The organism is Deltaproteobacteria bacterium RIFCSPHIGHO2_02_FULL_44_16 (assembly GCA_001798185.1).
Lineage (GTDB): Bacteria > UBA10199 > UBA10199 > 2-02-FULL-44-16 > 2-02-FULL-44-16 > 2-02-FULL-44-16.
Window position 1 is genome coordinate 75,418 of the sequence record MGRM01000012.1, and the last position, 12,763, is coordinate 88,180.

Annotated in this window: 10 protein-coding genes; 7 read left to right on the top strand and 3 right to left on the bottom strand. The window is 44.4% G+C overall.

What is annotated here, in order from left to right; all coding sequences use genetic code 11:
- Positions 1–103 precede the first annotated feature (103 nt).
- On the bottom strand, positions 104–1,357 hold the full coding sequence (locus A3C46_09115) for a 4-hydroxy-3-methylbut-2-en-1-yl diphosphate synthase (GenBank protein OGQ22427.1): 1,254 nt from the start codon (positions 1,355–1,357) through the stop codon (positions 104–106).
- A gap of 11 nt (positions 1,358–1,368) precedes the next feature.
- Positions 1,369–2,568, bottom strand: a complete 1,200-nt coding sequence (locus tag A3C46_09120) for a hypothetical protein (protein ID OGQ22428.1) — start codon at positions 2,566–2,568, stop codon at positions 1,369–1,371.
- Positions 2,569–2,703: 135 nt separating this feature from the next.
- Here A3C46_09120 and A3C46_09125 point away from each other — a divergent pair, with 135 nt between their 5' ends.
- The 6 genes from A3C46_09125 (at position 2,704) to A3C46_09150 (ending at position 9,934) form a co-directional block, all read left to right on the top strand.
- The gene (locus A3C46_09125; protein ID OGQ22429.1) at positions 2,704–6,168 is read left to right on the top strand and encodes a transcription-repair coupling factor; all 3,465 of its coding nucleotides are present in this window, start codon (positions 2,704–2,706) and stop codon (positions 6,166–6,168) included.
- Complete coding sequence (locus tag A3C46_09130; protein ID OGQ22430.1) at positions 6,165–6,686, top strand: hypothetical protein; 522 nt, start codon at positions 6,165–6,167, stop codon at positions 6,684–6,686. Before A3C46_09125 ends, A3C46_09130 begins: the two co-directional genes overlap by 4 nt.
- The gene (locus tag A3C46_09135) at positions 6,670–7,776 is read left to right on the top strand and encodes a hypothetical protein (protein ID OGQ22431.1); all 1,107 of its coding nucleotides are present in this window, start codon (positions 6,670–6,672) and stop codon (positions 7,774–7,776) included. The genes A3C46_09130 and A3C46_09135 overlap by 17 nt, the downstream gene beginning before the upstream one ends.
- A gap of 182 nt (positions 7,777–7,958) precedes the next feature.
- Positions 7,959–8,969, top strand: a complete 1,011-nt coding sequence (locus A3C46_09140; protein OGQ22432.1) for a 4-hydroxythreonine-4-phosphate dehydrogenase PdxA — start codon at positions 7,959–7,961, stop codon at positions 8,967–8,969.
- A 42-nt stretch (positions 8,970–9,011) separates the two neighbouring features.
- The gene (locus A3C46_09145; GenBank protein OGQ22433.1) at positions 9,012–9,641 is read left to right on the top strand and encodes a hypothetical protein; all 630 of its coding nucleotides are present in this window, start codon (positions 9,012–9,014) and stop codon (positions 9,639–9,641) included.
- Positions 9,632–9,934, top strand: a complete 303-nt coding sequence (locus A3C46_09150; protein OGQ22434.1) for a hypothetical protein — start codon at positions 9,632–9,634, stop codon at positions 9,932–9,934. The genes A3C46_09145 and A3C46_09150 overlap by 10 nt, the downstream gene beginning before the upstream one ends.
- Positions 9,935–9,968: 34 nt before the next feature.
- Here the strand turns inward: A3C46_09150 and A3C46_09155 are convergent, their stop codons facing one another.
- Positions 9,969–11,204, bottom strand: a complete 1,236-nt coding sequence (locus A3C46_09155; protein OGQ22435.1) for a hypothetical protein — start codon at positions 11,202–11,204, stop codon at positions 9,969–9,971.
- Between the two features lie 148 nt (positions 11,205–11,352).
- Here A3C46_09155 and A3C46_09160 point away from each other — a divergent pair, with 148 nt between their 5' ends.
- Complete coding sequence (locus A3C46_09160; GenBank protein OGQ22436.1) at positions 11,353–12,762, top strand: hypothetical protein; 1,410 nt, start codon at positions 11,353–11,355, stop codon at positions 12,760–12,762.
- Position 12,763: the final 1 nt, after the last annotated feature.

The following is a 12,763-nucleotide window of genomic DNA, read 5'->3' on the forward strand; positions in this document are numbered from 1 at the left end:
TGATCAACAAAATCGCTGAGCGTAAGCGACCGAGACGGGATGACCCGGATCGGGACGCGGCCTTCGAGAGTTTTCGCTGAGGAGCAAGCAATCAATACATTGTTCATTCATTGCTAGCATACTTCCGTTCAACATAATCTTCCACGAGCTTTTTAAACTCTGTCATCATCTGCGGACCTTCGAGCGTTGTCACTTTCGCGCCATCGATAAACACCGGCGCTTTCGGATGTTCTCCGGTTCCTGGAAGTGAGATGCCGATATCTGAATGCTTTGATTCACCAGGACCGTTCACAATACATCCCATCACCGCAATACGAAGCTGTTCAACACCTTTGTATCCTCTCTTTTTCCACTCCGGAAGTTTCGCATCAAAAAATTGTTCCATATCGAGTGCCATTTCTTGGAAAAGCGTGTTTGTTGTACGACCACATCCAGGACATGCGGTAACAGACGGCTTAAATTGTCGCACACCAAGCGATTGCAAGATGTACTGACAAAGTCGAACCTCTTCTGTGCGCGATGCACCTGGTTGAGGGGTCAGTGAAACACGAATGGTATCTCCAATCCCCTGCTGCAATAAAATCGAAAGAGCTGCAGATGATGAGACTGCTCCCTTAAAACTCATACCAGCTTCCGTAAGCCCTAAGTGCAATACATGATTGCACTTGCTGGCCAGTATTTCATAAGCTTTCACCATATCTTGCAGCACACTCATTTTTACGCTGATCACAATTTTATCGTCCGACATTCCATACTCATTCGCCATCTTCACAGAACTGAGCGCACTCTCCACCATGGCATCGATCATAATGTCACCCGCTGCTTTCGGGTGGGCCGCTTTCGTATTCGAATCCATCAGGCGGATTACAATTGATTGATCAATGGAACCCCAGTTCACGCCAATGCGCACAGGTTTGTTATTTTTCAGCGCGACATCAATCATCTGCTTGAAATTTTCATCATGCTTTTGTCCAAAACCGACATTGCCGGGATTGATGCGATACTTATCGAGCGCCTGAGCACAATCGGGATATTTTGTCAGAAGCGTGTGCCCATTATAATGAAAGTCACCGATGAGAGGAGTTTCATAATTTTTCGCGAGAAGTTTTTCTTTAATGTGAGGGATTGCTTTGGCAGCATCGTCAACATTGACCGTGAGGCGAACAAGCTCAGAGCCGGCATCTGCAAGTTCGATAACCTGTTTTACAGAACCTTCAATATCAGCAGTGTCAGTGTTTGTCATTGACTGTACAATGACCGGATTTTTTCCACCGACTTTTACATTTCCAATCGTAACTTCGTGACTATGTCGTCGTGGTTTCATATTATGACTCCTTATAAAATAGAATTCTGTCATTCCCGCATGTCTTAAGCGGGAATCTCATGAGATCCCCGCCTACGCGAGGATGACATACTACGATAACTTTTCACTGATAAAATAAACGCGATCATAAAAAATCCTGCAGCAACATAAAACGGCATGGACATACCGACTCGATCAAATAAAATACCTGCGAGAAGTGGTCCCACAATACGACCTAAACTTCCTGCAGACTGATAAACTCCCATCGTCGCTCCCTGCACTCTACTTTCAACTGTTTTAGATGTCAGCGCAGAAAGGGAAGGAGTGACAAGCGCATATCCCACCGCATGAAACAGTAAAGCGACGACAAACCAATGTACGGTGGGGCTTAGCATGGCACCCACGAGTCCGCAAGTCATGAGGAGAGCTCCAGTTGCCACCAAAAAACGTTCTCCAAAGTGTGCCACAAGAGGACCAATCCCTCCTCCCTGAATAGCGATCATGCAAACTGCCATCATCGCGAGGATCACTCCTGCATGCAAAGCATCGAGCCCGAAGCGAGCTAAGAGATAAAGAGCAAACGAAGTCTCAAGTTGGGCGATGCCCATGGTCATGAGAAAAAAAAGTCCAATGAAAAATCCAACCTGACGAGAGGTAACGGTTTCGATCCAATTGCGAAACGTAAAATGATGTCGATGCGCAGTGCGTTCTTCGAGAGTGAGTTTTGGCTCTTCCAGTTTCAAAAAAGCAAAAAGAAAATTGATGGCAGCGAGCGCTGCGGCGACAAGGGCTGGAACATGATATCCCCATTTTGAAAGCAAACCTCCAAGCGCTGGCCCGAACAGAAACCCCAGTCCAAATGCAGCGCCGATGAGCCCCATCCCCTTCGCGCGCTTTTCAGGAGGCGTAATGTCAGCAATATAGGCAGATGCCGCCGAAATATTTGCTCCAAAAAGTCCTGCGAAGAGACGCCCGATAAAGAGCCAGAGGAGCGACCGCGCAGATCCGAGAATCAGAAACGAGATCGCAATACCGAGAATGCACGTGAGCAGCACGGGCCTTCTGCCGATCCGATCAGAAAGTCGCCCCCAAAACGGAGAAAAAAGAAACTGCATTCCGGAATAACAGACCATGAGCCAACCAAGCTCAGTCGCACTCGCGCCAAAAATCTTTGCATAATACGGAAGCACCGGAATCACGATCCCAAAACCGACAAGATCGAGAAAGACGACCAAAAAAATGAGTGAAAGTGATGTCTTACGCATGATGGTAAGGCGCGGCTATAGATGATTGAGAAAAGGAACGCAAACTTCAAATGCTGTCGAAATTTTTTACGCTATTTCCAACTCCGCAAGAGGTCTATTGAATTTTGTCATCAGAGTTATTAAGGAAGACCGCTCATGTCTTCTGTATTCAAAAATATCTTCCCCCAAGAAAACAAACCCATTCGCACCATCAACGGCCTTTATGGATCTGCGCGAGGATATGTGCTGGCAAAAGCATGGGAAGAACATCCGCAACATACTTTTGTCGTCATCCTTCCCACAGAGACAGATGCCCAAGCGCTTCTTGATGATGTCGCTCTTTTTCTCCCTGACAAATATCGTCAGCGTTTCTTTCTTTTTCCCGAACTCGACGTGGCTCCTTATACACAAATGGATCCTGATGTGATCCTTCAGGCACGCCGTCTTGAAGTCATGGAGAGACTTTTACGAAAAGAGCCATCTCTCATTGTTGCCTCAGCCCAAGCCGTGATTCGGAGGCTTCCGCCTCTTTCATTTCTCGGCAACACCATTCGTTCGATTCAGAAAGGCGAACTGCTGAAGCGTGATTCTTTTTTGGAAGAACTTCTCGAACTTGGATACGAAGAGAGTCCTCTTGTCGATGAACGCGGAACACTTGCCAAACGAGGAGCGCTTGTCGACTTCTGGCCACCTCACCTTGCTTCGCCAGTTCGACTGGAACTTGAAGATGAACTTATTATTTCACTCCGATTTTTTCATCCTGGAACTCAGCGTTCAAAAGAGGACATCCATTCGGTAAAACTTCATCCACTTCGCGATTTTCTTTATTCCGAAAAAACGCGCGATCAAGCGTTGCAAAAAATACGGATACTCGCTGAACGCTCTGAAATGCCTGCAAGCGAGCGACGCTCTTTAACCGAACAAATACGCGAAAGAATTTCGTTTCCCGGGCTCGATTCTTTTTTTCATCTTTTTCATGAAACCACGTCAACTTTTAACGATTACACGTCGCATGCCACCGTTCTTATCGACGAACCGCATGTGGGCGAAGCGCATACCACTACTTTTCTCACTTCTCTTCGTTCTCTGGTTGAAACTTCACAGAACCGCGAAAGAATTGTTCCGGTAGAAGATCTGTTTCTTCCCTTCTCCGAGCTTATCAAACACTTTTCATCTTCCGAAGAGTTTCTGGAAATCAATACGCTTCGTTCAGCGCCACAAACTCTTTCTCTCGAAGGAAATACTGAGTTGCGTGCGTTGGTTGAAAAAGAAAGTTCAAGCGACCGCATGCTCTCTTCGCTTCGCACAAAAATAAAAACCTGGCTTGCAGAAGAACATCGTATTTTTATTGTTTGTCATACTGACGTGCAGGCTATGCGCTTGGCGGATCTCCTGCAAAGCGATAACTTGACAGCCACACTTCAACATGAACCCATTCTTCCTCTTCTTTCACGATCTTCCCTTCAACTTTCGTTCGTTCTTGGACGCGCCTCAAAAGGATTTCGCTGGTATGATCAAAAACTCATAGTTATTTCTGAAGAAGAACTTTTTGGAACCAAAAAACTTCGACGTGCAACGAGCGCTCCTCCACCTTCAGAACCCTTCACGTCTTTTTCAGAGCTGGCAGAAGGAGACTATCTTGTTCATGAACATCACGGTATCGCGCGTTTTGGCGGACTTGTGCATTTGAGTTTTGGAAAAGAGGTTGGAGATTATCTTCTGCTTTCTTATCTCGGTGATGACAAACTCTATCTTCCTGTCTATCGCATGAATCTTGTTCAACGCTATATCGGAGCCGGAGAGTCATTTCCACTTCTGGATCGACTTGGGGGAACGCGTTGGAAGAGTATTCAAAAGCGAGTGCGGCAAGAGATGCAAAGCATTGCGAAAGAAATTCTGAAAATCGCGGCTGAGCGACAACTTCGCACCGGAACAGCGTTTCCTCCTCCTGACGAGTCTTATGAAGCTTTCAGCGCAGCTTTTCCTTATGATGAAACTCCCGATCAAGAGCGTGCGATTCAAGATGTCATGCGCGATATGGAAACAACACAGCCAATGGACCGACTCATCTGCGGAGATGTCGGATACGGAAAAACAGAAGTTGCCATGCGCGCGGCAATGCGAGCAACCATGGCAGGAAAACAAGTTGCAGTGCTTGTCCCAACGACGATTCTTGCTTTTCAACATTTTGAAACCTTCACGCAGCGTTTTCAAAAAACTCCTGCGACCATTGAAATGATTTCTCGTTTTCGAAGTACAAGAGAACAAATAGAAATTCTGGAAAAAGTGAAAAAAGGGAGTGTCGATATCCTCATCGGCACGCATCGTCTCCTTCAAAAAGATATTGAATTTCGAGACCTCGGTCTTTTGATCGTCGATGAAGAACAACGCTTTGGCGTGCAACATAAAGAACGCCTGAAAAAACTGAAGGCCACGGTGGAAGCGCTCTCTATGTCGGCAACACCCATTCCCCGCACGCTCAATTTTTCTCTAATGGGGATGCGCGATATCAGTATCATTAACACTCCTCCCGCAAATCGACAATCCATCGCAACACACGTGGCTCCGTTTGATGAAAACCTCATCCGACATGCAATTCGACAAGAGATCGCTCGAGGGGGACAGATCTTTTTTGTGCATAATCGCGTGGAAACCATTGGATCTCTTTTAAGACAATTAAAAACCATTGTGCCTGAAGCACGCATTGCAATGGGACATGGACAGATGAATGAAACTGAACTTGAAAAAGTGATGGTCGATTTTTATCATCATCAATATGATGTCTTACTGTGCACGACGATTATCGAGTCAGGGCTCGATATTCCAAATGCAAATACCATCATTGTCCATCGTGCTGACATGCTTGGGCTCTCTCAACTTTATCAACTTCGCGGTCGCGTGGGGAGATCAGATCGAAAAGCGTATGCGTATCTTTTGATTCCTGCTGATGGGACCACCACCGCAATCGCCAAACGCCGACTCAGCGCTCTTGCACGATTCACTGCGCTTGGAAGTGGCTTCCAAATCGCAATGCATGATTTGGAAATTCGTGGCGCTGGAAATCTTCTCGGTCGAGATCAATCAGGTCATATTGCCGATGTCGGCTATGAACTTTACATCAAACTTTTAGAACGCACAATTCGCACATATCGCGGAGAAAAAGATTTCAGCGAAATCGATCCTGAACTCCACCTCAGTATGACAGCTCTTCTCCCGCAGAATTATATTACGGATGATGGAGCTCGACTTGAAATGTATCGACGTCTCTCCAATCGTCGCACAGAAGACGAAGTCGACATGCTTGCAGAAGAGATGATCGATCGTTTTGGAGCGCTTCCCCTCGAAGTAAAAAATCTGATCGATGTCATGAACATAAAAATTTTCGCTCGTGAACTTCGTCTCCTCTCTGTCAGTTTTGATGGCACACGTTTTAACTGTGAATGTGATAGTTCAACCCCTATCGATCCAACAATCTTCTTGAAACTTCAGTCAAAGCATCAAGGAACCTTGAAACTCGTCCCTCCGAACCATATTCACTTTCATCCTCACGCTGAGGCCATGGAGAGCCTGAAATCCCTCTTGAGAGAGCTTCTCAGCTATGTTACGGCCAGACCTTCATGAAATCTTTTTTCTTCATTTTCTCTCTCCTTCTCGGTTTTACCGCCGTGCACTGCTCACAACAGCAAAAGACGATTGCTCGTGTGGGCAACACCGCGATCAGCGCTTATGATCTAGAGATGTCAATGAAACTCGCGCAAAACAATTACGATCTCTCTTTTCTGAAAGCAGATGAAAATCTTGAACTCTTTCGAAAATCCATTTTGACACGACGTATTCAAGAAGAACTTCTCCTTGCTGAAGTCAAACGAAGAGGAAAAGAGATTTCAGAAGAAGAGTTGGATCAGAATTTAAAGAAGATTGGTGTCGATCTCGCGATGACAAAAAAAGCGCTTGAAGAGAGAAAACTTTCTTACGAAAATTGGAGATCGCAACAACGACGTCGTTTTCTGATTGAGAAAATAACGCATGGGCTTTCATCCGAAGAAGTCTTCGCTCTTATTGATTCATTACAAGCCATCACACCCATCACGGTCTATGAAGATAAATTACAGGAGATGACACTTGAAGAAAATCATTGAAAAAGTCTCTCGGAGACGATTTCTCGCTACGGCAAAAATCCTCACACGCCGGATTTTTGCCTGCGCTTCAGCCTGCCGTGTATTGAGGCTTCGTTTCCGGCGTCTGAAGACGCCGCTCGACCATCGCCTCCTGCGGACTTTTTCAATATTTTGTTTCTCTTTTTTTATTTCTCTGACTTTTTCTCACACTGCATATACCGAAATCATTGATCGCATAGCAGCTATCGTCAATGATCGCGTCATTACTCTCTCTGAGTTGAATGATTTTCAGGTCACGCGACAAAGATCGATCGAAGAAAAAGAGGCGCGCAAACTATCGAAAGAAGAACTTCGCCAGCGTGTGCTCGATGAGCTCATCGACGATGCTCTTTTTGAACAAGCCTTAGAAGAGGCAAAAATTGAAGTTACGGACGATGATTTAGCTCGAGCTATTAATAATATTTTGAAACAGAACCAAATCTCTCTTCCACTTCTGCAAGAAGAATTAAAAAGAAAAGGAATCGGCTACGAACAATACAAAAAACAGATTCGTCTTGAAATTAGAAAACTTAAATTCATGAATCAAGTGATCGGCCCGCAAGTGAAGATCAGCGATCAAGATTTACGCGACTATTATCAACAGCATCAGGAAAAATTTCGTGGAGTTCATGAAGCGCATATTGCCCAAATTTTTCTTCCGGTCGAAGGAATCACGTCTCAAGAACAATTTGATACGCTTGTAAAACAAGCCTATTCTCTTTCTCAAGATGCGTCGAAAACAAAAAACGCATTTGCCCAACTCGCAAAAAAACATTCCAAAGATGCATACGCTGAAAAAGGAGGAGATTTAGGAATGGTGAATTTAAAATCTCTCGCTCCGGAAATTTCCCGCGCCGTGCATATGCTTCAGGTTGGCGAAGTAAGTCGTCCCATTGTCACTGAAAAAGCTATTTTTATTGTGAAACTCATTGCGTTGCCAACGCTGAGCAGCGCTGACTTTGAACGTCTTCGCGAGGAAATTTATGATGTGCTCTATGAAGAACGCATTCAGGAAGCCTTGAACAACTATCTGAGCCAACAACGTCATAAGGCGTTTATTGATATAAGATAATGAAAAAGTCTCTCGGAGGCGTTGTCATACGAGAACAAAGAAATGCATAGAAGTTATTTCAAAATATCTATTGCTTACGGGTCCTGCCGCCTGCGGTGTTCCGGCCCTCCCCCTATAAATAGCGGGGGAGACCCTCCCGGAACACACTCCGGCGTCACCCGTAATTCATTCTCATTTTTGAAATGACTTCTATGTATATTGCTATCACCATAGGCGATCCACTTGGGATCGGGCCGGAAATTGCGTTGAAAGCGTGGGATCAACTCTCGCCGATAACGCGTGAATCTGTTTTTATTTATGGCGATTCTACGATTCTCAAAGAAGCGAGCGCTCTCACGGGAATAACAATTCCTGAAAAACAGATTGTCTTCACTTCAAACTTAAAACTTTCTCATCGTAAACTTTCAAAACACGATGCCGCAACAATAGCGCTTGCTGCTCTTGACCGTGCAATGAATGACGCAAAACAAAAAAAGATCGACGGGATTGTAACTGCGCCTGTGAATAAAAAGCGGATTCAGCTTGTTGTTCCTCATTTCACAGGTCATACACAATATCTCGCGGCAAAAATTCATTGTAAAACTCCAATCATTCGGGTGACGCCGGAGGTGCTTCCGGGAGGGGCGGTAATGTTTTTTGCGCCGTGGGAACAAACGCCATCAGCACGACCACTTCGAGTTGCTCTTGCAACAACCCATGTTCCTCTCAGCGCTGTCTCGCAATCACTGACAAAAGAAAAATTAACGGCAACCATTCGAACAGTTGCATCTGCACTCAAAAATTCTTTTCATATTGCTTCCCCAAAGATCGCTCTTCTTGGACTCAATCCCCATGCAGGAGAAAGCGGGGAACTCGGAAGAGAAGAACTCGACATCATTATTCCTGCAAGAAATGCAATGCTCCGAGAAGATATTTTCTGTGAAGGTCCCTTTTCTGCTGATGCATTTTTTGCGCGAAAGATGGAAGAAAAATATGATGCCGTCATTGCCATGTATCACGATCAGGGACTCATCCCGATGAAATCACGCTACCCTGAAAATGCAGTGAATATCACCCTTGGTCTTCCTTTTATAAGAACTTCCCCAGGGCACGGCACGGCCGAAGACATTGCATGGAAAGGGATTGTCTCACCTCATGCCATGCTCGCTGCCATAAAGATGGCGATCGACGTGGAACAATTCGCTGACAAGTAAGCAAACCTGTGCTAATTTCACTCCACAAGGAGATAAACAAATATGCATTGGGAAATCCTCGACACTCAACGACAACAATTACTCCCCCATCTTTCGTTTCTGAAGTCATTTGGTTTTTATCTTGCGGGGGGAACAGCTTTAGCGCTTCAAATTGGCCATCGAACATCGATCGATTTTGATTTTTATACCGAGACACCATTCAATGAACAAAGTTTTGAAAATGCAGCTGTAAAAAATCTGCCTTTATTAAAAGTGACCCAACGGGCATATGGAACGCTTATTGGACAAATAGGAAGAGTTGATTTGAGCTTCTTTCACTATCCTTATCCACATGTACAACCTCTCATTTCATCGGAATATTTTGAAATGAGTTCTATTGCAGATATTGCTGCAATGAAACTCATTGCAATTTCCCAACGGGGGTTACGGCGAGACTTTATCGATATGTATGTCATTGCAAAACAATATTCCTTGCAACAGGTGTTTTTATGGACAAGGAAAAAATTCTCTCAATTCGACCCTCATGTTTGCCTCAAAGCTCTTACCTATTTTGATGATGCTGAAAAAGATGAATCTGGACGCGGGACAGAACTCAAAGAAAAAATTTCATGGACAACAATAAAAAGCTTCTTTGAAAAAGAAAGCGTGAGACTCGCAAAACAATGGCTCTAAAATTGAACCCAAAAGAAATCCCTGAAAGTGTTTTAGCCTGTGTCTGGTTTGCCAACCCGGATAAGCTTGAGTGGGAGACGCAGAAAACCGTCGTAATCACCTCTGTTCTGAATCGAGGACAATGGGAAGCCGTACAATGGATCTATCGCACCTATGGTGAAGCTGCGATCAAATCTGTTGTCGCGCATCCAGGACGAGGGCAATGGTTTCCTCAGTCGCTGCGCTTTTGGCTTACCTTTTTTTCAATATCTCTTGATTCTCAAACTTTTCAAAAAGCATTATTACATCTCTAAAGTGTTTGCGAAGATGCTATTTCCATTTTATTTTCTACCTTTTTCTTTTCACATTCACTGGAAGCGTTTCCAAAAATTCTCCTGGAAATGTCTCTCTGGCATCTCTGAGGGTAGCTTCAAATTCAGAGCGAGTCATATTTTCTCTTATCTGCGGTTCTAACTCTGCAAGCTTTTCTCTCTGGGTAGAAGTAAGAGTATTTCTTTGACGAATCCTTCCAAGATGTGTGGTAAAAAGCGATATATCTTTTCTCAAAATGGCAGCATCTTCTTCTGCAGCTCGAGCGATCCTTTGTGCCTCTTCAATACGCAAAGGTTCACGAACAGCCCTTTTCGCGTTTGGAGTAAATTGTTCAAGAGGTTGATTGGCATTAAATGCAGCTTCTACAATACCCATTCTCACTTCAAGTTCTCTAAGATCGCTTGCTCTACAACCCCGTGCTTTATTAGCTATTCCCAAAAGAATCTTTCTTTCTCGGTGACTTCTATCTGTTTCCTTTCGCAAAGATCTGAGAGCTAAATGATAAATTCGATCTCCTATTGCTTTGCGTCTTCCTCCTCTTAGGTTCATCAAAGCGTGATACAAACCACTAGATCTTTGCTCGAGCTCATCGTCTGTAGGATCCTTTTCAGCGGAAGCCCCTTGTATTTGGTTGGATGTCTCATCAGCTTTTCCCATTGCCATTGCTTTCGGAGTTTCCATCGGACCTGCAAAGTCATCTGATGCTGTTCCGGGCATGGGACCAATACTCACTGCACCAGATCCACCTTGGCCATAATAAAGATCAGGTCGATGTTGCCTGATCAGCTCTTGTACTTTCGCTTCATCCCATTGAATCACATCATACGTTGGATTCATCGATTGAGGTAATGCTGCCAGAGCCGCTATTCCCAAAAGTCCAGTTCCTATCGCTGCACCCGTGGCAACTGCTGTCCCAACACCTGCAACACCAATACCTTCACCAACACCAAGAAGCTCTGGCGTCCAAGGAAGTGCGATACTTGCTAAAGCAATGGATGGAATTTCTGTTTCTTGAGTTTCTTCTGGGAGAATCTGAGCTGCGCTCTTTGCTATACCATCGACAAACACATTGCTCCAGAGAAGTGGACTCCCACCGAGAGTTTTTCGGATATCGTCAGTTGTGATTGATCTTGCTTGAGCATGAATAAGACCGTCTACAGTACCATCAGCAATGTCGTACAAATCACCTATGGCTGAGGCTTGTTCAGATGAGAGAGAGAGAGAGAGAGAGAGAGTCGGAAAGGGTTTCAATGAACTGATGTTTCGTGACTTCTTGAATCTTAACCATGGTTTGTCTCCTTCATGACGTTACTTTTATCTTCTTTCTCTTCTTCGACAAGCCATAAAAAATGTTGTGGTGTTTTTTTTACATGTTTATAACGCATTAAAAGGAGAAAACATGCCTGAGATTCGATTTGGAACTGACGGCTGGCGCGCTGTTGTGGGAGAAGATTTTACGCCGGAAAATATCGCAGATGTTATTCAAGCGTTTTGCGATCTTTATCCTGCACTTCCACACACAGGCTGGCCAGTGATTGTGGGCTATGATCGGCGTAATCAATCTTCTGAGTCAGCAGAGCTTATTGCCTCCATTCTTTTAGGAAATAAAATTCCTGTCATTCTTTCGAAAAATTATTGTCCGACTCCTGCTGTCTCATGGATGACGAAAAATAAAAACGCAACAGCCGGTGTTATGGTCACAGCTAGCCACAATCCTCCGAAATGGAATGGCATTAAATTTAAAGAACACACCGGTGGAGCAGCATCGGAAAACTATGTCCGATCGATCGAAGAACAGATCCGAAAAAATCACGCTCAACACCGAAAACCAAAAAAGGGAGAACTTCAGAAGAACAAACTTCTCACTTTTTTTGATCCTTCCCAAGAATATCTAAAAACAATTATGTCCTATGTCGACCTTCCAAACATCATGCGTCAACTTCAAAAACCAGTTCTTGTTGATCCTCTCTATGGCGCTGGAACGGGATTGATGAAAATAATATTAGGCGATCATGTTGAAGAGATCCACACAGTAGCAGATCCAAATTTTGGCGGTTTAAATCCTGAACCCATTGCACCCAATATCAATGAACTTCTTGAACGTATGAAATCGGGGGAATATACATGTGGCCTCATTCTCGACGGAGATGCAGATCGTGCCGCTGTCGTTGATGAACATGGCACGTATATCACCACGCACGAATTTTTCTCTCTCTTGATTCGTCACGCCGTGGAACATAAAAAACTACGAGGAAAAATTATTAAGTCGATTTCAACCACACAGATGGTCAATCGCCTCGGCAAAAAATATGGACTTGAAGTTGAAACAGTCCCTGTTGGTTTCAAGTATATCTCTCCTGCGATGAACGAACCGGGAGTTCTCATGGGCGGCGAAGAGAGTGGTGGCTATGGATTCCCGTTCCACATTCCGGAACGAGATGGACTTTTTTCTCATCTTCTTCTTCTGGAGCACATGGCAGTAACAAAAAAACCACTCAGTCAACTTGTTGCGGATTTACAAAAAGAATGTGGTCCCATGTTTTATCGTCGTAACGATTACCATCTTTCGCCAGAACATATCGAGAAGGTACGAGAAAAATTTAACTTGCTCAATGTGACAACGTGTGCAGAACATAAACAAGCACAGCATACAAAAATTGACGGCCATCATTTTCGTTTTGATGATGATTCCTGGCTTCTTTTTCGCGCCTCTGGTACCGAACCACTCATTCGCATCTACGCTGAAGCGCCAAGCATGAAACAGGTTGAAGTCATGCTTCAAGAAGGAAAAAAACATATCGGATTATAAC

Coding starts and splice junctions, on each gene's coding strand:
- A3C46_09145 (OGQ22433.1), top strand. CDS start 9,012: ATGCATTGGGAAATCCTCGACACTCAACGACAACAATTACTCCCCCAT.
- A3C46_09140 (OGQ22432.1), top strand. CDS start 7,959: ATGACTTCTATGTATATTGCTATCACCATAGGCGATCCACTTGGGATC.
- A3C46_09150 (OGQ22434.1), top strand. CDS start 9,632: ATGGCTCTAAAATTGAACCCAAAAGAAATCCCTGAAAGTGTTTTAGCC.
- A3C46_09115 (OGQ22427.1), bottom strand. CDS start 1,357: ATGACAGAATTCTATTTTATAAGGAGTCATAATATGAAACCACGACGA.
- A3C46_09160 (OGQ22436.1), top strand. CDS start 11,353: ATGCCTGAGATTCGATTTGGAACTGACGGCTGGCGCGCTGTTGTGGGA.
- A3C46_09130 (OGQ22430.1), top strand. CDS start 6,165: ATGAAATCTTTTTTCTTCATTTTCTCTCTCCTTCTCGGTTTTACCGCC.
- A3C46_09120 (OGQ22428.1), bottom strand. CDS start 2,568: ATGCGTAAGACATCACTTTCACTCATTTTTTTGGTCGTCTTTCTCGAT.
- A3C46_09125 (OGQ22429.1), top strand. CDS start 2,704: ATGTCTTCTGTATTCAAAAATATCTTCCCCCAAGAAAACAAACCCATT.